This is a genomic window from Neorhizobium alkalisoli, from assembly GCF_002968635.1.
Taxonomy (GTDB): domain Bacteria; phylum Pseudomonadota; class Alphaproteobacteria; order Rhizobiales; family Rhizobiaceae; genus Neorhizobium; species Neorhizobium alkalisoli.
In genome coordinates this window covers 1-20,031 of record NZ_PVBN01000020.1, presented here as the reverse complement: position 1 = coordinate 20,031, position 20,031 = coordinate 1, and the positions used below count along the sequence as shown (strand labels likewise).

16 protein-coding genes and 3 pseudogenes are annotated in these 20,031 nt (G+C 57.5%); 10 read left to right on the top strand and 9 right to left on the bottom strand.

The features are described from left to right. Positions 1-100: 100 nt before the first annotated feature. The 5 genes from C5L13_RS27445 to C5L13_RS27425 form a co-directional block, all read right to left on the bottom strand. Positions 101-2,146, bottom strand: coding sequence for an oxidoreductase (locus C5L13_RS27445; RefSeq protein ID WP_105386478.1), 2,046 nt, complete (start codon positions 2,144-2,146; stop codon positions 101-103). Positions 2,147-2,234: 88 nt separating this feature from the next. Continuing rightward, positions 2,235-3,014 carry an amino acid ABC transporter ATP-binding protein gene (locus C5L13_RS27440; protein ID WP_105386450.1) on the bottom strand — a complete coding sequence of 260 codons (780 nt, stop codon included), beginning with the start codon at positions 3,012-3,014 and terminating at the stop codon, positions 2,235-2,237. After that, the gene (locus C5L13_RS27435) at positions 3,001-3,819 is read right to left on the bottom strand and encodes an amino acid ABC transporter permease (RefSeq protein WP_245571505.1); all 819 of its coding nucleotides are present in this window, start codon (positions 3,817-3,819) and stop codon (positions 3,001-3,003) included. The genes C5L13_RS27440 and C5L13_RS27435 overlap by 14 nt, the downstream gene beginning before the upstream one ends. 11 nt (positions 3,820-3,830) lie before the next feature. Beyond that, positions 3,831-4,577 carry an amino acid ABC transporter permease gene (locus C5L13_RS27430; protein ID WP_105386448.1) on the bottom strand — a complete coding sequence of 249 codons (747 nt, stop codon included), beginning with the start codon at positions 4,575-4,577 and terminating at the stop codon, positions 3,831-3,833. A 49-nt stretch (positions 4,578-4,626) separates the two neighbouring features. After that, complete coding sequence (locus C5L13_RS27425) at positions 4,627-5,487, bottom strand: transporter substrate-binding domain-containing protein (protein ID WP_105386447.1); 861 nt, start codon at positions 5,485-5,487, stop codon at positions 4,627-4,629. A gap of 809 nt (positions 5,488-6,296) precedes the next feature. On the opposite strand from C5L13_RS27425, the gene C5L13_RS27420 reads away from it, so the two are divergent. From C5L13_RS27420 to C5L13_RS27390, 7 genes are all read left to right on the top strand, one after another. After that, a complete protein-coding gene (locus C5L13_RS27420; RefSeq protein ID WP_105386446.1) occupies positions 6,297-7,493 on the top strand; it encodes an ROK family protein in 1,197 nt (398 codons plus the stop codon). Between the two features lie 21 nt (positions 7,494-7,514). After that, entirely contained in the window at positions 7,515-9,077 is a 1,563-nt protein-coding gene (locus C5L13_RS27415; protein WP_105386445.1) for an ABC transporter substrate-binding protein, read from the top strand. 69 nt (positions 9,078-9,146) lie between these two features. Beyond that, complete coding sequence (locus C5L13_RS27410) at positions 9,147-10,088, top strand: ABC transporter permease (RefSeq protein ID WP_105386444.1); 942 nt, start codon at positions 9,147-9,149, stop codon at positions 10,086-10,088. Then, positions 10,088-10,978: an ABC transporter permease gene (locus C5L13_RS27405; RefSeq protein ID WP_105386443.1), complete on the top strand. Its 891-nt coding sequence runs from the start codon at positions 10,088-10,090 to the stop codon at positions 10,976-10,978. The genes C5L13_RS27410 and C5L13_RS27405 overlap by 1 nt, the downstream gene beginning before the upstream one ends. A 14-nt stretch (positions 10,979-10,992) precedes the next feature. Beyond that, positions 10,993-11,982, top strand: a complete 990-nt coding sequence (locus C5L13_RS27400) for an ABC transporter ATP-binding protein (RefSeq protein ID WP_105386442.1) — start codon at positions 10,993-10,995, stop codon at positions 11,980-11,982. Positions 11,983-11,984: 2 nt separating this feature from the next. Further along, a complete protein-coding gene (locus C5L13_RS27395; RefSeq protein ID WP_105386477.1) occupies positions 11,985-12,989 on the top strand; it encodes an ABC transporter ATP-binding protein in 1,005 nt (334 codons plus the stop codon). Then, positions 12,979-14,439 carry a carboxylesterase/lipase family protein gene (locus tag C5L13_RS27390; protein WP_105386441.1) on the top strand — a complete coding sequence of 487 codons (1,461 nt, stop codon included), beginning with the start codon at positions 12,979-12,981 and terminating at the stop codon, positions 14,437-14,439. Before C5L13_RS27395 ends, C5L13_RS27390 begins: the two co-directional genes overlap by 11 nt. 204 nt (positions 14,440-14,643) lie before the next feature. Here C5L13_RS27390 and C5L13_RS27385 read toward each other — a convergent pair. The 3 genes and pseudogenes from C5L13_RS27385 to C5L13_RS27375 form a co-directional block, all read right to left on the bottom strand. Beyond that, a pseudogene (locus C5L13_RS27385) lies at positions 14,644-14,906 on the bottom strand (SLC13 family permease); the annotation flags it as partial. Between the two features lie 12 nt (positions 14,907-14,918). After that, positions 14,919-15,613 (bottom strand): annotated as a pseudogene (locus C5L13_RS27380) (tripartite tricarboxylate transporter permease); the annotation flags it as partial. Positions 15,614-15,619: 6 nt separating this feature from the next. Then, positions 15,620-16,633: a LacI family DNA-binding transcriptional regulator gene (locus C5L13_RS27375; protein WP_105386476.1), complete on the bottom strand. Its 1,014-nt coding sequence runs from the start codon at positions 16,631-16,633 to the stop codon at positions 15,620-15,622. Between the two features lie 123 nt (positions 16,634-16,756). Here C5L13_RS27375 and iolG point away from each other — a divergent pair, with 123 nt between their 5' ends. The 3 genes from iolG to C5L13_RS27360 are packed head-to-tail and all read left to right on the top strand — an operon-like array spanning position 16,757 to position 19,902. After that, positions 16,757-17,764 (top strand): inositol 2-dehydrogenase, encoded by a 1,008-nt coding sequence (gene iolG / locus C5L13_RS27370; protein ID WP_105386440.1) that lies wholly within the window; start codon positions 16,757-16,759, stop codon positions 17,762-17,764. Positions 17,765-17,793: 29 nt separating this feature from the next. Beyond that, positions 17,794-18,708: a myo-inosose-2 dehydratase gene (gene iolE, locus C5L13_RS27365; protein ID WP_105386439.1), complete on the top strand. Its 915-nt coding sequence runs from the start codon at positions 17,794-17,796 to the stop codon at positions 18,706-18,708. 21 nt (positions 18,709-18,729) lie between these two features. Continuing rightward, the gene (locus C5L13_RS27360; protein WP_105386438.1) at positions 18,730-19,902 is read left to right on the top strand and encodes a Gfo/Idh/MocA family protein; all 1,173 of its coding nucleotides are present in this window, start codon (positions 18,730-18,732) and stop codon (positions 19,900-19,902) included. A 17-nt stretch (positions 19,903-19,919) separates the two neighbouring features. On the opposite strand, the pseudogene C5L13_RS27355 reads toward C5L13_RS27360, so the two are convergent. Further along, positions 19,920-20,031 (bottom strand): annotated as a pseudogene (locus tag C5L13_RS27355) (IS630 family transposase); the annotation flags it as partial.

Here is a 20,031-nt window from a genome sequence, read left to right as displayed (position 1 = left end):
TGCCTCGTTACAACACAGCTCGGAGGTAGGACGCTCTACGCATAGCGCCCTTCACGATTGCAAAAGTGATTATAGAGGCACGCGGGCGATCCGCCCTGTTCTAGATTACACTGCATATGCGATAGGCGTCGTATATGGCCGAATTGATGTTTCGGCTGGAGACAGCATCGCCTATGCGGTAGATTAGCAGGCCTGCTTTGTCGTGAGAGGGCTGCTGCCGCTGCTCGACCAGCGCCTCAATGTCGACAACACCGTTATTCAGGGAGTTGACGCGAAGCCCTTCGAAAAGGTCAGGGACAGGGATAGTTCCCTGCTCAACGATGGCGCAGTCGATCACAATAGACGATTCCGTTGCCGTAAGTTCGTTGAAAAGGACTGCAGTCAAGTGATTTCCACTGCGCTGGATTCCCGCAAGGCGGGAGTCGAATGCCGGGGTGATTCCCAGTTCCAGGAACCGCTTCTTCCACTTGAACTGCTCAAGATAGGTCGTTTCCTCGGCGAGCTGACCGTCAATGGAGTGATAGATGATTTTCACTCCCTGTTTTGCCAGTTTTTCTGCGGCCAAGGGAGCCACGTGCCTACCCGTTCCATCAAAAATGAGTGCTGTGCCCGAAACCGAAGCATGGCCCGAGATTACGTCCCACGCGGTCAGACAGAACTCGCTTCCGTGATCGAGATCGATGTTCGGAAGTCCTCCGGTGGCGATGATCACGATGTCAGGGTTGAGTTGCTCGACATCTGACTGATCCATATAGGCATCCGTCTGAACCGAGACCCCGAGCCGCTCGAGCTCGGATACTCGCCATTCGATGATCCCGATAAGATCGCGCCGCCAAGAACCGTTTGCGCCGAGACGGACCTGCCCACCAAGCTGTGAGGCCGCTTCAAACAGACTGACTCGATGTCCTCTCTCGGCGCTAATCCTTGCAGCTTCCAGGCCGGCTGGCCCTCCACCGACGACAACAACGTTTTTGACCGATCCAGTCGTCCTCTCAATCTTGTGGCGAAGTATTCCTTCCCTCCCGGTGACTGGATTGTGCAAGCAGGAGGGCCTTTGGGAGGATTGGCAATGTGAGGCTCCGACACAGGGACGGATCTCATTTTCTCTGCCGGATTTGATTTTTTCCACCAGATAGGGATCGGCGATGTGCGCGCGCGTCATTGCCGCCATATCGATCTTGCCTTCAGTTAAGGCATACCTAGCTGATGCGACATCTGCCAGACGCGCTGCATGGAAGACAGGCAGGCGAACCTCGGCTTTGAAGCGACCAATCGGCTCAACCCATGGGGCGAACGCAGACCCCATGATGGGCATGTTTTCAACTGTGAGGCTTCGCGCTGTGTCCATGGATCCGTAAACGGCGTTGAAGAAATCCACTGACGTCTCACTTTCAAGGATCCGCGCTATTTCTACACTCTCCTCAAAGCCGAGACCTCCCGATAGCCCCTCGTCTACGCTGAGGCGGATACCCACAATGAAGTCGTCGCCGACAGCTTTGCGGATGGCCTCGTGTACCAACAAAGCAAATGTGCAGCGATTTCTGAGGCTACCGCCAAACCCGTCTGTCCGTCGGTTGGTTAAAGGTGAAAGAAACTGACCGATCAGGTGCCCGCCCGCCAAAGTTTCGATGCCGTCAAGCCCGCCCTCCTTGCAGCGCCGCGCTGCATCCGCGAAAGCTTGAACCACACGGCGGATATCGTCCTCGTCCATCTCCTTGGGGATACTGCGATGCAATGTTTCGCGGATGACGGAGGGCGCAATTGTGGAAAGATGATCGCCGGCATAAGGATCTCCACGTCGTCCAAGATGGGTTATCTGGCACATCAGAGCTGCGCCCTCTGCATGCATTCTTTCGCTAAACTGCTGAAAATATGGTATTATCTCATCTTTTCCGACATTCAATTGACGGAAAATATTCGGTGAATCGCGATCGACGTTCGAGGATCCACCAAACATGGAGAGAGCAATACCGCCCTTGGCCTTTTCTATGTGGTAGAGTTGATATGCCTCAGCCGGCATGCCGTGTTGCTCCAGGCCACAGGCGTGACTCGTGCTCATGATGCGGTTGCGTAAAGTGAGATGTTTGATCTGCAGCGGCTGGAGAAGCGAGTCTTTCTGCGGTGCACTGGGATTTATCATGTTCATATCGAGTCGATCCAAGTTGACAAAGCTATCCCACGGCGCCCGCAATGGCGCGTGAGGCTACCTTTGATTTAATTTTCAGCGGAACAGATCAGAGGACTTGGCTGAGAAAGCGCCGGGTCCTGGGATCTCGTGCATTGCCGAAGATTTCGGACGGTGGGCCGTCTTCGACAATCACGCCCCCGTCAGTGAAATAGATGTGGTCGGCGACTTCGCGCGCGAAACCCATTTCGTGCGTGACAAGTATACATGTCATACCGTCCTGAGCTAATTCCTTGATGGTAGCGAGTACTTCCTTCACCGTTTCCGGATCCAAGGCGGCGGTTACTTCGTCGAACAACATGATGTCGGGACGCATGGCCAAGCTACGGGCGATTGCGACTCTCTGCTGTTGGCCGCCCGAAAGTTCACCTGGATAGACGTTTTCTTTGCCATCAAGCTTGACTTTACTAATCAGCTGGCGAGCCCGTTGCTCGACCACGTCCTTCGATTCTTTAAGCACTAAGCGAGGGGCCAACATGACGTTTTGCAAAACGGTCTTGTGTGGAAAGAGGTTGTACTGTTGGAAAACAATGCCGACCTTCCTTCGCAGTGCTATGACGTCGAGACGCGGATCACGAACTTCGATTCCGTCCACGATGATCGAACCGTGCTGGATGTCACTCAGTCCGTTTATGCAGCGGATAAGCGTCGATTTGCCTGAACCTGAAGGTCCAATGATGCAGACGACTTCGCCGCGGCGTATATCGAAGCTCACACCTTTCAAGACCTCCAACGAGCCGTAACGCTTCCTCACATCGCGGATGCTGACGATGGGTTCGTGTTGCTGGCCGTTCAGTGGGATTGCTCGATCTTGTTCAGACGACAGCATACTTTCGCTCCAATTTCTTTGTGAGCCGGGCAATCGGATAGATGTAAAGGAAGAAGAGACACAAGAGGAAAAGATAGAACGGGATCAAGAAGTCTGGGCGTCCGCCGCCTGCTTCCATTGCCGCCTGTGCGCTTCCAACCGCCTCGCGGACCCCAAGGATCGCCGCCATTGGTGTCGACAACGTCAGCAAGGCGTACCAGTTCATCCACGATGGAATGGAGCGCTTCACACACTGGGGGAGAATGATATGGATCATCGTCTGACGTCTGCTCAGAGCTAAGCCGGATGCCGATTCCCACTGGCCAGTCGGGATGGATCTGATCGCGCCGCGGACAATTTCGCTGATATTCCCCATAACAGGCAACGAAAATGCGAAGGTGGCTTTGATCCAGTCCGGTATTTCCACGTGCTGCCCAAGAAAGTTTCCGTTGGCAGGGATCAGGTACATGACGCTGAAGAGCACGACGAGCCACGGGGCATTACGAAACAGATGCGTTACGGCCTGAGCGGGAAGGCGGACAAACGCGGACTGACTTTGTTGGGCAATTCCAAGTGGGACGCCAAAAAGGGTCGCTAACACCATCGCAAGACAGCTCATCACAAGGTTCAGTCCAAAACCTTCGAGAATATAGGGCATCCACCTGAGTAGCACCGCTGTCGCAGATCCGTCAGAGCCTGCATGGTTCTGGTTGTTGACGACATTGATAACCAAAAATAGCGACACCGCGATTACGGCAATCCACACCGCTTGACGTAAATTGAACGAAGTGGAGCGCGCTTCACGCATCGTTTCCGCCTGGGTCATACGAGGCTCCGTCATTGGCCAAATCCCGGTATGCTCGTGCGCTTTTCGATAAACGTGAAGATGGCCCCGATCGCTGCAACGACAACGACATAGAAGAGGAACAGGACAAGGATCATCTCCGGCACGTTCATACTGTCCGACCAGACCTGGTTAAGAACGTAGGTCATTTCAGGGACGGATATGACATAAGCAAGCGAGGTGGTTTTCGCCAAGCTCACGACATTCGCTGCGAGGGCGGGGAGGCTTATCCTGAGCGCCAGCGGGAGAATGACGTGAACGTTCGTTTGCATTTTCGACAGGCAGAGGCTTTCGCACGCTTCTCTGGTCTGTTTAGGAACAGCATCAATACCGGATCGAAAGATCTCGACGTTATAGGCCCCGCCAAATATGCCAAGGGCGATCACGGCCCATGTGAATGAGGAGATGAGCGGCTCAGTGTAGCCGCCCATATCAACCTGAGGTGTAAGGTTGCCCAAACCAAAGTAAAAGAACAGGAGCTGGACCATCGGCGGCGTGTTTCTGAAAATTTGAACATATGCGCCAATTATGTTCTTGAGCCATCGGGGCCCGATCGATTGGGCAGAGGCACCGATGATTCCCAATCCGATCGAAACGCTAATCACCCAAAACATGAGCTCCAGCGAGTTAGCGGCACCATTCAAGAAACGGCTGAATTCGTACTGATCATAGAAGATGTTGAAATTCAGCCCGACTTTCTCGTCGAGCTCTTTAAAAAAATCACTGATGGCGTTTTCCATACCCACCTCCGATCGACGGTCCAGCCCTTGAGCTTAAGGTGCACGAAACCTATTGCCCACCAAGATATGATTTATCCCAGGCGTGCTTGGCGTTTTGCTGGCTGAACCAGTCAGACGGCTTCAGCTTATAGGCCTTTTCGAGCTCGAGAAGTTTCCCCGCCGCCTGCCAGCGATACGCGATCCCCGACATAAAGACGCCCCACGGTTTGTCTATCTGATCGATCGGAACAGCAGCGCCCCATGGGTTGTTGTAAAGTACAGGGACAGGCATCTCGTAGTCGGCCCACTCAGGTAGTTCGAGGTCGGCCAGGATGCCGACATCGTCATAGAGCCATGCGACACATTTCCCCGAACGCAGGGCTTCTTTGCCTTCAGAGTTACCTGTGAACGCGACGATGCGTGCCTTGTATTCCTGTTCGACTCTCTTGTTATAGACGACACCCTGCTTGGCGCAGACAGGCTTGCCCTCAATCCCCTTCCAATCTTTAATTACGCCTTTTTTGGCCATCAACGTAGGTCCGGACGCCCAATATGATGGCTCGATGATCCCGACGATCTTGCGTCGCTCGGCCGTGTCGTACATCCCGGCGATAAGAAGATCGACCTTACCTTGCTCTAAGAACTGGATACGGTTTGCCGATGTGATGATGATCGGCTCCAGCTTCACACCGAGCTTCGCAGCCACATCCCCAGCGAGATCCACTTCGATGCCTGTCATCGTCCCATCTGTCTGCGGGAAAGACCATGGTTTAAAGGCACCTTGAACACCAACGCGCAGGGTTCCGCGCTTGATGATTTCGGTCAGTTGATCATCGGCCTTCGCAACAACCCCAGTCACCGTCAACAGACAGACGGCGCTAGAAAGTATTGCAATCCCTTTCAGGATGACGCGGTGAGTGACATGCTTCATAGGATCCTCCTTCAGTTTAGATTAGTACTTCTTGCGTAGGCAGGAGCACAGAGTGCCCGCAATCTCGCAAAAACCTTGTTCCCATTATGCGGCTAGATGCCAATTGTTCTAAAGACTATCGCAGGTCTGCATCTGTTAGGAAAATACCAACTTTGCGGAGTGGTATGCGCGAAATGCATAACCACCGTAGCAATTTGAGTGCCATGAGGGCTTGTTTAATCACCCGTCGAGTTGGACGATTTGAGGCGCACCCTACTGCAACGATCAGTGATCGCCCCTGCCATTTCTGCTTGAGCCGGAAGCCGTGGTTGATGTGACTTCGCTTTCAGTACACTGGGTCCCTCAAGCATGATTTCCATGCGATACAGTCGCCGGCGATCACGGCGATATAGTGAGTCCGTTCGCTCGTCGTCCGTCTCCTGCCCTCGTTGTTCCTGGCCCCTCTGTTTTCGCTACTTCTGGAGTGTAGCATGCAAATTCCGAGGCAATCCGCCCCCCATTCCGAAAAATAGTCGCCCCCTTGTTCCGAGATGATGCCGCCCCCTCAGGAGGCGTCTGGCGTGGGTGTTCTGCTGGTGTGAAATTTCTTCCCCCGACGGCGACGAGGAAGGATCGGGATGCCTGCGGAGAGATCCTGGGGAACCTCACCCACCCGATCAGCCGCGTTATTAGAAGCTTTCCGACTTTTCCGCCAGTGCCCGGACTGACTAGCTAGGCCGGTGCGATAACACAGTTGACAGTCGGTTCCGTTTACGATTATCTCATTTTTACACTATGTAAAAATGAGACGTCTCTAGGGAGGAGATACGTTGAAGCCGAACCGTAGTCGACGCGAAACCCGTGCGGCCATCCTCAACTATATTTGGTGCAATGGTGGTACATATAGGCCGAATTTGGCCGTGGATCTCGCGCTAACTGACGCAAGCATCTCCCGGATCGTTGCCGAACTGAAGTCGGAAGACGTGATCGCCGAGTCGCGCCATACTGCGCCCTACCAAGGAGGGCCGAGTGCATTTTTTACACTAAGTAAAAATAAACATGTCGGCGCGATCGAGGTCTCCAACAATTCCATTCACGTCGGCGTGGCGGCGTTAACCGGTGTGCCGATATTCGTCGAGCGTCTCACCCTCGTTGATGGCGCGGATCCACGGGTGGTAAAAGACGCCATGTCAAAGGCTGTAGGCGCGCTGGCCAGCGGCTGCGCCAGATACGGCACGCAACTCGAACAGATTGCCGTCGCCCTCCCCGGATATGGCGCCGGCCGCGTCACGAACCCGATAATACCACTTAATGCGGAGAATTTGCTCAAGAGCCTGGAGCATGTATTTCCAGACGTGGCGGTCGAGATTGCCAACTCGATTGCCGCGCGGGCGATTGCCCACCGTACGCGAATGCGGATCGGCCATCTCGGAAGCCCTAGTTTTTATGTGTTCGTCGGCCATGGCGTGGCAGCTGCCGTCGTCGATGAGTTTGCTGAGAGCGGCGAGGTTACGCCCTGCGAGATCGGGCATATGGTCTTCGACCCGAAGGGCCCCAAGTGTCGCTGCGGCAATTTCGGTTGCGTCGAAACCTATCTTTCCACTGCCGCTATTGCGCCGTGCCTGAAGGTTGAAGAGGTCGCTATTCTGGACCTCGGCGACAAGTGGCCCGAGCGCATTCCCATCGCGGCAAAAGCAGAAGCAGAGCTTGGCGAGCGCCTGGCCCGCTTGGGTCTTACCATCGGCAATGCGCTGAACATCGTCCAGACCCGTCGTGTCCTGGTCGGTGGATGGCCCGTGGGTCTCGGAAGCAAAAGTATTGCCGCCATTCGCAAGGGCATAGACGCCTCGCTGTTCGGTGGAGCCGACGATGTCGAATTGCGACTGGTTGAATCGGAATTGGGTCGGGAGCCTTCTTCGGCCCTGGCTCTTGCGACCTTTGCGTATCTGCGCCGTGGAGGAACATCGTCACAGGTTGCAATGGTGAAAAATACCGCTGCCGGGAACAGTGCCGGAGCTCAGTATTAACTTCAAACGGGAGGACTACATATGAAGTTACATCTTTTGGCCGCCAGCCTTCTGGCGGCAAGCGTGGCGTTTGCAGGTGCTGCATCCGCTGAGTCTGTACTGCGCATCAAGCCGTCGGGCGACGTCAAGGCCCTCGATCCCATGCTTGGATCGGATTCCATGGCGCGCAATTACGGCTACATGATCTACGACACCTTGTTCGCCTTGGACGCCGACCTGAAGATTCAGCCGCAAATGGTCGAGAAATGGACGACGTCCGACGACGGTAAAACATATAGTTTCACGCTGCGCGAGGGCCTGAAATTCAGCGACGGGGCGCCCGTCACATCCAAGGACGTGATTTCTTCACTGAAGCGCTGGAGCGTAAACGATAGCCTAGGTCAGCAGATGATGGCCAAGGGAGCAACCTTCGCCGAAGTCGATGTTCACACATTCACCCTTTCCTTGTCGAAACCCTGGGGTTTGGTGCTCGACGCTCTTGGGAAAGCGGGCGCGCCGGTTCCTTTTATCATGCCGGCCCGTGTCGCTGACGCGACACCACCAACAACCCCGGTTACCGACTATACCGGGTCGGGACCATTCATGTTTCTTGCCAAAGAGTGGGTTCCCGGTGCCAAGCTCGCTTTTGCTCGAAATCCAAACTACACGCCGCGCGCCGAACCGGCGAGTGGTCTTGCAGGCGGCAAGGTTGCAAAAATGGATCGGGTCGAATGGGTGATCATCCCGGACCAGCAGACCGCACTCGATGCACTTAGCAAACGTGAGATAGACATCAATGAGGATGTTTCTGCTGATCTGATACCGTTGGCCAAGGAGGCAAAGGGCGTGACGGTCGCCAAACAGGACGATATCGGCGTCGCTCAACAGATCCGTCTCAACACCATCCAGCCACCATTCAACAATTTGAAGCTGCGCGAGGCATTGCTATACGCGGTAAATGGGGATGATTTCCTTGCGGCGGTCATCAGCGACCCGTCGTTGGGCAAGGCGTGTAAGTCCTTTTACACCTGCTCCTCACCGTACCACACCGAAGCGGGTTTCCCTTCTCCGGATCTGGAGAAGGCCAAAAAAATGGTTGCCGAAAGCGGCTACGACGGCACCCCGGCGGTGCTGCTTGATGCGACGGAAAATACCAACATCCATGCGTTTGTGACCGTCGCCGACCAGCTGCTCCAGGAAATCGGCATCAAAACCAAGGTCGAGGCGATGGACTGGGCAACCGTCACCAGCCGTCGTGCAAGCAAGGAGCCGGTTGATGCCGGCGGATGGTCGATCTTCATTTCCGGTCCTGGGGGGCTCGATTTCCTTGAACCGGTCGGCCATCTTGGATTGCGATCGAACTGTGAAAAGGCCTGGTTCGGATGGCCTTGTGACGCGGATATCGAGGCGATGCGAGCAAGCTTTGCCGACCTGACGAATCTCGATGAGCGCAAAGCGCTTGCCGAGAAGATCCAGCTTCGCGCGCTTGAGACGGTGCCTTACATTCCGATCGCGACGCAGTATCAGATCCGCACCTATCGGGACGATCTCTCGGGACTCCTCACGCCCCCTGCTCCCGTCTACTGGAATGTCGAGCGGAAGTAACATTCTTCCTCCTGGGGGTCGGTGCAGACCCCCAGGGTGCACCTCTAGCCACGATCCGAGGAGTCTCGAATGCTTACCTTCGTATGTCGACGGCTGCTGTCCACAATACCCGTGATGCTGTTCATCGCCTTGTTCGTATTCAGCCTTCTCTATCTCGCACCGGGCGACCCCGCCGCGCTGATTGCGGGCGACCAGGCCTCGCAGACAGAGATCGATGCCATTCGCGTCACCTTGGGATTGGATCAGCCATTTTACATTCGCTTCGTCGGCTGGCTGGGCCATGCGTTGCGCGGCGATCTGGGTGTCTCAATCTTTTCCCAGTTGCCGGTCACGACTCTCATCGGCCAACGGTTGGAGCCAACGCTCTCGTTGATGCTGCTCACTGTCATCATATCCGTCTGTATTGCAGTTCCGATGGGCGTTCTGGCGGCAGCCAATCAGGGTCGTTGGATCGACAGGATTGTTATGGCGGTCGCCGTTTTCGGTTTCTCCGTGCCCGTTTTCGTCGTCGGCTATCTTCTCAGCTGGGTGTTCGCCATCCGGCTCGACCTTCTGCCGGTTCAAGGCTATACCCCGCTGGCCGAAGGCTTTGCTCCCTTTCTTGCCAATCTTATCCTTCCGGCAATAGCGCTTTCCTGCGTCTATATAGCGTTGATCGCACGCATCACACGAACCTCGATGATCGACGTGTTGTCGCAGGATTACATTCGCACAGCACGCGCGAAGGGGCTTGGTCAAGGTCCCGTTCTCTTCATCCACGCCCTGAAGAATGCATCGGTTCCGATCGTCACAGTCATCGGTATCGGCATCGCCCTGCTGATAGGTGGCGCCGTGGTCACCGAGACCGTCTTTGCGATACCCGGAGTCGGACGCCTTGTCGTCGATGCCATTCTACGGCGCGATTATCCGGTCATTCAGGGTGTCGTCCTGCTGTTTAGCGTCGCCTACGTCCTGATCAATCTGGCAATCGACCTTCTCTACACCGTTCTTGATCCAAGGGTGCGCTACTGATGACGATCAAATCCAATATGATCGCGACTGGCGATCTTTTCCCTTCGGAACCGAGGCGCGGCAGGGTCGCTACGTTCGTTCGCCGCCATCCCACTATTGTCGCGGGAGGAGGTATACTGTTTCTGATGGTGCTGATTGCCGTTTTTGCGCAGTGGATCGCAACGATCGATCCCGACAAGATCGCTCCCATCAAACGCAACCGCGAACCCACGGCCGAGTTCTGGTTCGGAACCGACATGCTGGGGCGCGACCTCTTTTCGCGTGTCGTGTATGGCGCGCGCGTCTCACTGCTCGTGGGCTTCGCGGTGGCCGTGTGCGCCACATTTCTAGGGCTTGTAACCGGACTGGCCGCAGGCGCCTACAGAAGACTCGACATGGTGATCATGCGTCTGATGGACGGCTTGATGTCAGTTCCTCCCATACTTCTGGCAATTGCGCTCATGGCGGCGGTTGGCGGTTCGGTTTTTAACGTGATCCTGGCGATTTCGATCGCGGAATTTCCGCGGATGAGCCGATTGGTACGCGGGCTTGTGCTTTCGATCCGCGAACAGGCCTATATCGATGGTGCGATCGCATCGGGTTCCTCCATGCCGAAGATCATTGTGAAGCATATCTTGCCGAACACGCTCGGTCCGATAATGGTCCAGGCGACCTATATCTGTTCGGCTGCGATGATCACCGAAGCCGCGTTGTCCTTCATTGGCGCTGGTACGCCACCGTCGATCCCCAGCTGGGGCGGCATCATGAATGAGGGCCGAATGCTCTGGCAGATCAAGCCATACATCATTCTGTTCCCGGCAGTCTTCCTGTCGTTGACCGTGCTGGCTGTCAACTTGCTTGGGGATGGCCTGCGCGATGCACTTGATCCGCGTGCTGCGAGCCGAATCTGAAGGAGGAGCAGAAAATGCCCATTCTCAATGTCAGCGAATTGCGCACCCACTTCCGCGGCGAGCGCGGTCCGGTTCGTGCCGTGGAGAACGTCTCGTTTACGCTGGAGAGCGGTGAGACCATAGCAATTGTCGGCGAATCCGGGTCTGGCAAATCCGTGACGTCACTGTCCATCATGCGACTTTTGGCAGGAGGTAGGGCGCGCAGCAGCGGGCGGATCGAGTTTCTCGGGCGGGATATTCTTTCGCTTGGCGAAGCCGAGATGCGAAAGATCAGGGGCAATGAGATCGGCATGATCTTTCAGGAGCCCATGACGTCCCTCAATCCGGTCCTCACTATCGGCAGGCAGATTGCCGAAACGCTGATCCTGCACCAGCACCTCTCGCGGGCGCAGGCGCGCGCACGAGCGATTGAAATGTTGCGGCTGGTGGACATACCTGCTGCCGAACAACGGATCGACGAGTATCCGCATCAACTGTCCGGCGGCATGCGCCAACGAGTCATGATCGCGATGGCGCTGGCTTGCGAGCCGAAACTGCTCATCGCCGACGAGCCGACGACTGCACTCGACGTGACGATACAGGCCCAGGTCCTCGAACTGATGGCGGATCTGCAGAAGCGCACCGGCACGGCAATCATTCTGATCACGCATGATCTCGGGGTGGTTGCGGATGTGGCCGATCGGGTAATCGTGATGTATGCAGGACGGACGGTCGAGGAAGCCACCACGAAGGACCTCTTCCTGCACCCCCTTCATCCCTACACTCGTGGTCTACTCGCAACAATCGCCAAGCTAGGCTCGTCGCTTGACGACAATGCCGCGTCCCGACTGACGGAGATTCCCGGCCAGGTGCCGAGCCTACACGAATCCATACCGGGTTGCGCCTTCGCGTCACGCTGTCCGCTTGTCACGGATCTCTGTCGCCATACCGCCCCGAGCTTTGAAGCGGTGGAACCCGACCACAAGGTTGCTTGCCATCACGTCGAACGGAGGCTGCAGGCATGACGATGGAAACCCCTGTGCTCGAGCTTAGAAACCTGCAGAAGCATTATTTCCTGCGCCCGGACTTTTGGGGCAGGCCGACTGCAACGGTGCATGCCATGGATGACGTGAGCCTGTCCCTCAAGCGCGGCGAGACGCTTTCGATTGTTGGAGAAAGTGGTTGTGGGAAATCCACTCTCGGAAAGACGATCGTTCGTCTTCAAGACCCCACAGGCGGCGAATTCCTGCTGAATGGCGAAAGGGCAGATACGCTTCAAGGCGCGGCTCTGAAGGCATTCCGCGCCCGGGTGCAGATAGTCTTCCAGGATCCTTTTTCGAGCCTCAATCCACGGATGAGCGTCCGGGAAACTCTCGCGGAGCCACTGGTCAACTTCGGCCTGGCGGCGAGCAGAGCTGACATCGACGCAAAAATAGCAACTCTTCTTGATATGGTCGGTTTGCCGCGTGATGCCACAAACCGCTACCCTCACCAGTTCTCTGGTGGCCAGAGGCAGCGTATCGCCATTGCCAGAGCGTTGGCGCCGAATCCGGACGTTATCGTGTGCGACGAGGCTGTTTCCGCGCTGGATGTCTCCGTCAAAGCGCAAATCGTCAATCTGCTCGGCGATATACAGAAAGAAACCGGCCTCGCTCTTATCTTTATCAGTCATGATCTGGCGATTGTTGAGCATCTCACACACCGTGTTGCGGTCATGTATCTCGGTCATGTTGTCGAAGAGGGAGCGCGCCGGGAGATATTCGGGGCGGCGGCTCATCCCTATACACGTGCATTGATTTCCGCTGTGCCCAACCCGACCGTGGAAGAAAAAAAGCCCCGCATCTTGCTGAAAGGGGACGTTCCAAGCCCGCTTGCGCCGCCATCTGGTTGCCGCTTTCATACCCGCTGCGCCTTTGCAACTGACCGCTGCCGCGCTGAAGTGCCGCGGCTGCGTAAGATAGGCGGCGATCACGCCGTCGCCTGCCATTACGACTTCAGCGCCGATGGAGTTTTGATACAGCATGCACATTGATCTTCCGCGAGATCCTGATTCGGTTTGCTCTGTCACAACAGGCACGGGAAGGCTTGAAGGACGGCAGACCGACGAAGTTGTACGCTTCCTAGGCATTCCCTACGCTAAGGCCCCGATGGGACACGCCAGATTTCGTCCGCCGGAGAAGCCGGAGCACTGGGCGGGCGTACGATCGGCTGACTGCTTCGCATCCATCGCGCCGCAATTGCTTGATCCGGGTTTTTACCCTGGCGACCCAGACGCTATGCCGTCTCGTCCAATGAGCGAGGACTGCCTCTATCTCAACGTCTGGACGCCAGGGTCGCCCGGACCTCATCCAGTTCTCGTGTGGCTGCACGGTGGCTCGCAGTTGATCGGTGGAACATCCCGTCCTGTCTACAACGGGAGCATGTTTGCCCGTGCCGGCATCACATGTGTGACAGTCGGTTATCGGCTTGGCGCGTTCGGTTTCCTGGAACTCGGAGAGCAGCTTGGCACGGAGCATGTTGACAGCGGCAACTGCGCGCTTCGTGACCAACTTGCCGCTCTGGAGTGGATTAGAGACAATATTGCCGGTTTCGGCGGTGATCCCGCTCGGATCACCCTTGGCGGGGAATCCGCTGGGGGCAAGAACGTGGCGGCCCTGATGGCAGCCCCCGCCGCGCAGGGATTGTTCCATGCCGCCATCGTCATTTCGGGAGGCGCGGATACAGTCTCGTCTCGGGTGGAAGCAGAAGCTGTCACTCAGCGATTTATCGACATTGCAGGCCTCCCCGTTTCGCAGCTCTTGGATGCTTCGATGGAGCAAATCCTGACATGGCAAGCGATGTTCTTGCGCTCTGGGATCCGAAAACTCCCTTTCCGTCCCGTGTACGGCGGCGATTTTCTACCACAGAGCCCACTCTCTGCGATCAAAGATGGCCGGGGGGCCTCGGTTCCCTTGCTGATCGGAACGTCTCGCGACGAGTCCCTTCCAGCCGTCCAAGCGCTCATTGCAGAAGAACCCTGGCGACGAGACCAGCTCAGCCATTTGGATCCAGAGACGCTGACAGCAATCGATATGCGTTTACGATCCGCCTATCCTGAATTGACATGGAGGGAGGGACGCGTGCGCCTCTTGTCGGCCGAGGAGTACGGCCTCCCGTCCGTGCGTCTCGCGGATGCCCATGCGTCGGCAGGAAATCCAACTTGGATGTACCGGCATGATCGAGGCGTGACGACCGGTCCGTTTGCTGGATTTGCGCCCCATGTGTCCGACCTCAATTGGGTTTGGGGTCATTCGCCCTGCTCCGAAGAACTCTGCGAGGTGGATGATCTCCATGTGACGGTTTGCGGTTTTGTAAGAGAAAAACGCGCCTCTTGGGACCCGTATGGCGTACCGGACCGTCGTACTGCGCTCTTCGGGACTTCACGATCCGTAATCGAGGACCCTTCCCGCGACATTCGGAGCCTGTTTGAAGATTTCACCTGATGCCTGTCCTGAACCTTCAAGGTGGCAGGACAAGCGCCTCCGTGAGGGCCACGATGCAGACTCCGTTCAAGATCGGGGCAAGCCTCAGCTCGAGTGCATCTTTGCCAAGGAACGTTCCGATCTCTGCTCTGCGTTTCCTCTCAGACGGCTCGCTTGCGTGCCGAACAGGATTCGGCACGCATTTTCATGGAAACGAAGCCCATGTCAGACCAGACCTGGCACGACGAACACCAGCCAGGCAACGATCGGACCGATGAGGGCGATCAAGGCCCTGTAGATCAAAAGCTGCTGCAGCACCTATTCCCGCCGGTCGTTGGGCGCTTTGGCAACGACAAGAGCGCGATTGGTGGAGAATGGGCTGGTATCGACGATGGTGGTCGAGATCGCGATTGGCGCCACCACGCCGATCGCGCTGACACCTGCAGGAGAAAGGGAACGGCAAGCGGGATGATGGCGCGTCGGAGCGCTGGTCTTCAAATTCAACGTCGGTCTCCTCGCCATGACCGTGCCGGTCGTTCTCGCACTGTTGTCGCCGACGCGACCAGCAGAAGCAATACTGACGCGGTTACGAGCAAGACAGCACTCAACGGCCGGGTCAGGAAGACGCTCGGATCTCCCTTGGAGAACAACAATGTCCGGCGCAGGAATTCCTCCATCATCGGTCCTAAGATGAAGGCGAGCAGCATCGGAGCGGGTTCGGCATCGAGTTTGCGGAACAGGTATCCCACCGCGCCGAACAGAGCCATGGCATAGACGTCGAAGATGCTGTTGTTAACACTGAAAAGGCCGATGGCGCGGAGCGCGATGATCGATGGAAAGAGGAAGTGATAAGGGATCGCGATCATTCGCACCCACAGGCCGATCATCGGCAGGTTCAGCACGAGCAGCATCAGATTACCGATCCGCATCGACGCGATCAGACCCCAGAACAGGGTAGGCTGCTCTGTCATCACGGACGGGCCGGGCTGGATGCCCTGAAGCAGCATGGCGCCGATCATCAGTGCCATGACCGAATTCGAGGGCAGGCCCAGCGTGAGCATCGGGATGAAGGAGGTCTGCGCCCCGGCATTGTTGGCCGATTCCGGCCCGGCCACGCCCTCTATCGCGCCCTTGCCGAACCGTTGAGGTCCCGCGACAAACCCTTCTCGAGCGAATGGAAGTCGAAGGAGGCGAGCGCGTGTCAACAGTTCTCGATCATATGAATCTGAATAGGAGTAATGAGAGGGATCGTTCGTTCATCTTTTCTCCCAAAATGCGCAGCCAGAGCTTCGACTGCAGTTCGCACTTCCAGTGCCGGATTTTGGTCAATGATTGCGTCGATCATGCCTTCACGCATCAATTGTTGACGATCCTCGGTCAGTTCATGTGTGATAAAAACGACGTCTTTGCTTTTCCCAAGCGTCTTCATCACGTTGACGACCGACTGCGCGCCAGCGGAAGCATTGTAGATGCCTCGAACACGCGGGTTGTCTTTCAAAGCGTTAAAGACGAGGTCCCCTGCCCTTTCCCCGCGCTCCATACTCTCGAGGACCTCTGCTACCATGCACCGGGGATAGCGCTCGCGCAACACCGCGCGAAAACCCATCTCGCGCTCCTCGTGGCCAATCATGCTGAGCATGCCGGAGATGACGATGATCTCACCCCCTTTCTCGCCAAGCAGGCGCCCCATCAAATCGCCGGCAACGCGGCCTGCCTTCCTGTTGTCTGGTCCGACATAAGCGTATCTTTCGGCGTCACGAATATCGGTTGCCAGCGTGATGACAGGCTTTCCGTTCCGGCCGAATGCCCTTAGCGCGGCTGCGATGTCCTCGTTCTGGGGACTGACGACGACCAGCGCATCACAGCGCGAGGAGAGTGCATTGACGAGGGCCACCGTCGCCACCGGTCGCGTTGGATCGATGTGGTGGACTTGAAACTGAAGATTATAGTGGAGGAAATTCCTGTTTGCGTCTTCAAAACTGTCCTGCACCGCAGCGTGAAACGGATTGACACGCGACTGAAGCAACACAGCGATGCGAAGGGTGCGCGCGGCTCGCTGATTTAGCGCCCGATCGATCTTGAGCTTGCGTGCATATTCGAGCACGCGACGTTCCTTATCCTCGCGTACTCCGCCGCGATTGTTGAGAACCCGATTGACCGTGGACAGCGATACCCCTGCCGCAGCAGCCAGATCCCGCGCCGTCGGTTTTTCCATCAGCCGATCCCCGTTTGAAGAAATCTCTTCAAAATTGACGTTCTCCTTCAGTAGCACTCGGCTAATCTGCGGGCAACGGGATGGAGGCGGAAACGGCGCCCGGCCGAGAATGGGAGGCACTCAATGACAGATCTCGCTGTCTTCGGCGCGGGTCGTATCGGGCATGTGCATGCGTTGAATGCCGCCAGCTTGCCTTCGGTGCGCGTAAAGTACCTGGTCGACCCGGTCGCGAGCGAGCAGCGGACCGGCCTTGCGGCAAGGATCGGGGCGGAGATCGTCTCGGCCGATAGCGTGTTCTCCGATGCGTCGGTCGACGGGATCGTGATTGCCAGCTCGACCGATACGCATGCTGAGTTGCTCCTTCAGGCGGCTCACGCCGACAAGGCGATCTTCTGCGAGAAGCCGGTCAGCCTCGATTTCGTAACGGTGGAGGCCGTCACCAGCGTTGTCGAGACCTCCGGCGTTATCTGCCTTTTGGCATTCCAGCGCCGCTATGATCCCGATTTCCGTTTTGTGCGCGAGCGGATCGTCAGTGGCGAAGCGGGTGTTCTTGAGCACATCGTCATGCACACCCGCGATCCCGCGCCGCCCTCACGCGCTTATGTCGAGCGCTCCGGCGGCATGTTTCGCGATCAGGCCATCCATGATTTCGACATGGCCCGCTATCTGCTCGGCGAGGACATTGCCACCGTCTACGCCGTGGGCAACTGTCTCATCGATGCTGAGATCGGCGCAGCAGGCGACATCGATACGGCGATGGTGACGCTGACCTCCGTCTCAGGTCGGTTCGTACAGATGGTCAACTGCCGCCGCGCGCCGTTCGGCTATGATCAACGGCTGGAAGTGCTGTGTTCGAAGGAGGTACTCTATGTGGAGAACCGGCCCCAGCGTGGAGTGACCATCGCCGATGCAGATGGCTTTCGCGCCTCCGCTCCGATGAATTACTTCATCGAGCGCTTCGCCGATGCTTATCGCAATGAGATGGCGGCCTTTGTCTCTCTGATAGAAACCGGAGGCCGGCCGCTTGCCGGCATCAGGGACGGACTGGAGGCGCAGCGTATCGCCGAGGCAGCGCTTGTCTCCATGCAGAGCGGCATGCCTGTCCGCATCGGGCCGCACTGGCGACCTTAGCGCGTTCACTTTCATCGAGGAGGAACATCATGACGAAAGAGAACCTGGCGGTGCTGCCGGATGGGGTGCGCCTTGCTGTAAGTCCGCTTTCTTGGGCCAATGACGTACTTGAAGATCTCGGCGCCGACATCACGCTCGATACCTGCTTGGACGATGCCGCCCGTGCCGGCTACCAAGGCGTCGAGCTAGGGCGTAAGCTGCCACGCAGCCGCGAGGCGCTGGCGCCGCTCCTGGACAGCCGTGGCCTTGCGCTCGCCTCAGGCTGGCATTCCGGAGAGCTCGCCGAGCGCGGTGTCGAAGCTGAGATGGCAGCGGTTTCGGCCCATGCCGAACTCCTGCGCGCCATGGGGTCAACGGTGCTGGTCTATGGCGAGGTGGCGATGATGGCGCCGGGTGCGCCGCTTGATGCCCCGATGTCGGCGCGGTGCGTGATGCCGAAGGAGGATGTCGCGGCCTATGCAGCCCGGCTCAGCGAGTTCAGCGCACGGCTGGCAGGAGAATACGGGCTGGCGCTCGCCTATCATCATCACCTCATGATGGTGACGGAAACATTTGACGAGGTCTCTGCCCTGTTCGACAAGGCTGGATCGGCGACCGGACTGCTGCTCGACACGGGCCATGCCGTCGCAGGCGGCTTCGACTACACCCGGCTGATCGAGCGCTTCGGCGACCGCATCGTCCATATTCACCTGAAGGACGTGCGCGAGCCGGTCATCACCGAGGTCCGCGGCGGCGACCTCAGTTTCAATGCCGGCGTGCGCAGGGGTATGTTCACTGTGCCAGGCGACGGCATCGTCGACTTCGCTCCGCTTGCAGCCTTTGTTCGGCAAAGGGGTTATCAGGGCTGGCTAGTGGTCGAGGCGGAGCAGGATCCCGCGCTCGCTCCGCCGCTACCGGCCGTCACGTCGGCCTTCCACTACATCCTCAGCACCTTTGCTGCTTGAGGAGCTTCATTGGAGAAAATTATGGGCAAGACAATCCTTAACGTCGGCCTGATCGGCTCCGGATTCATGGGGCAGGCCCATGCCGATGCCTATCGTCGCGCGGGCATGCTCTACCGCGACCTGCCTGCCATTCCGCGGCTCTTTCTGCTGGCTGATGCCACCGAGGAACTGGCGGCCGACGCCGCTGCCCGTTACGGTTTCGAGAAGAGCACCGGCGACTGGCGCAACCTAGTCGAGGATCCCGAGGTAGACGTAGTCGACATTACCTCGCCCAACGCCATGCATCATGAGATGGCGCTCGCAGCGATTGCGGCGGGCAAGCATGTCTATTGCGAAAAGCCTCTCTCCGTTACGCTGGCCCAAGCCGAGGAGATGGCCGACGCCGCAAAGCGCAAGGGCGTCAAGACCATGGTCGCCTTCAACAATATCAAGACGCCTGCCGCCCTGCTCGCCAAGCACTTGATCGACAGGGGCGACATCGGAGTGCCTATGCGGTTTCGAGGTTGGTTCGACCAGGGCTTCTTCAACGATCCGGACCTGCCGTTTTCCTGGCGCTGCTCGCGCAAGGACGCCGGCTCCGGCGCGCTCGGCGACCTCGGTAGTCATGTGATTTCCGTCGCGCAATATCTGATGGGCGACGTCGACAGTGTCATGGCGCAGACGCAGACCTTCTTTCCCACGCGGCCGGTTGCCCAAGGCGGCTCCGGCTACGGTGCGAAGGTCGGCAGCGACGCATCGCGCGCGGTGGTGGAAAACGAGGATCAAATCCAGACGCTCGTTCGCTTCAAAAGCGGTGCTGGCGGCACGATCGAGGCGTCGCGCGTAGCAGCAGGTAAGGTCTTCGGCATCTACTGGGAAGTGTCGGGCACGGAAGGCACGATCATCATGGACGGCGAGCGGTTCAACGAGCTGAAGATCGCGCGCTTTAACGATCCGAAGCCCGACCGCGGCTTCAAGACTATCTATGCCGGCAGTCAGGTTCCACAGTTTTCCGCCTTCTTCGGCTTCGATTTCGCCGGCGGCGGCCTTGGCTACTTCGACGTCAAGGTCATCGAGGTGCGCGACTTGATCGAGGGCATCGTCAAGGCACCGGATTGCTTTCCGAACTTCGAGTTCGGCCTTGCCAACGAGCGTATCATCGACGCGATGGAACGGTCGCTGGAGAAGAACACCTGGCAGCAGATCGCCGGCTGAGCTAGAGCAGATCCTGTTCAATCCGGGTCATATCCGGCAGCTCTGAAGTAGTTCGCGCATTCTGAGGGTGTGAAGCAGGGAACCAAAGCGCCTACTGCATCCCACAAAGCATCAATCTTTCGCTCTGCC

Excerpts from the sequence above, each read along its gene's own strand:
- C5L13_RS27440 (WP_105386450.1), bottom strand. The coding sequence starts at position 3,014 with ATGCTGTCGTCTGAACAAGATCGAGCAATCCCACTGAACGGCCAGCAA.
- C5L13_RS27435 (WP_245571505.1), bottom strand. The coding sequence starts at position 3,819 with ATGACCCAGGCGGAAACGATGCGTGAAGCGCGCTCCACTTCGTTCAAT.
- C5L13_RS27410 (WP_105386444.1), top strand. The coding sequence starts at position 9,147 with ATGCTTACCTTCGTATGTCGACGGCTGCTGTCCACAATACCCGTGATG.
- C5L13_RS27430 (WP_105386448.1), bottom strand. The coding sequence starts at position 4,577 with ATGGAAAACGCCATCAGTGATTTTTTTAAAGAGCTCGACGAGAAAGTC.
- C5L13_RS27445 (WP_105386478.1), bottom strand. The coding sequence starts at position 2,146 with ATGAACATGATAAATCCCAGTGCACCGCAGAAAGACTCGCTTCTCCAG.
- C5L13_RS27405 (WP_105386443.1), top strand. The coding sequence starts at position 10,088 with ATGACGATCAAATCCAATATGATCGCGACTGGCGATCTTTTCCCTTCG.
- C5L13_RS27400 (WP_105386442.1), top strand. The coding sequence starts at position 10,993 with ATGCCCATTCTCAATGTCAGCGAATTGCGCACCCACTTCCGCGGCGAG.
- C5L13_RS27415 (WP_105386445.1), top strand. The coding sequence starts at position 7,515 with ATGAAGTTACATCTTTTGGCCGCCAGCCTTCTGGCGGCAAGCGTGGCG.
- C5L13_RS27425 (WP_105386447.1), bottom strand. The coding sequence starts at position 5,487 with ATGAAGCATGTCACTCACCGCGTCATCCTGAAAGGGATTGCAATACTT.
- C5L13_RS27360 (WP_105386438.1), top strand. The coding sequence starts at position 18,730 with ATGGGCAAGACAATCCTTAACGTCGGCCTGATCGGCTCCGGATTCATG.
- C5L13_RS27375 (WP_105386476.1), bottom strand. The coding sequence starts at position 16,633 with ATGGAAAAACCGACGGCGCGGGATCTGGCTGCTGCGGCAGGGGTATCG.
- iolG (WP_105386440.1), top strand. The coding sequence starts at position 16,757 with ATGACAGATCTCGCTGTCTTCGGCGCGGGTCGTATCGGGCATGTGCAT.
- iolE (WP_105386439.1), top strand. The coding sequence starts at position 17,794 with ATGACGAAAGAGAACCTGGCGGTGCTGCCGGATGGGGTGCGCCTTGCT.
- C5L13_RS27395 (WP_105386477.1), top strand. The coding sequence starts at position 11,985 with ATGGAAACCCCTGTGCTCGAGCTTAGAAACCTGCAGAAGCATTATTTC.
- C5L13_RS27390 (WP_105386441.1), top strand. The coding sequence starts at position 12,979 with ATGCACATTGATCTTCCGCGAGATCCTGATTCGGTTTGCTCTGTCACA.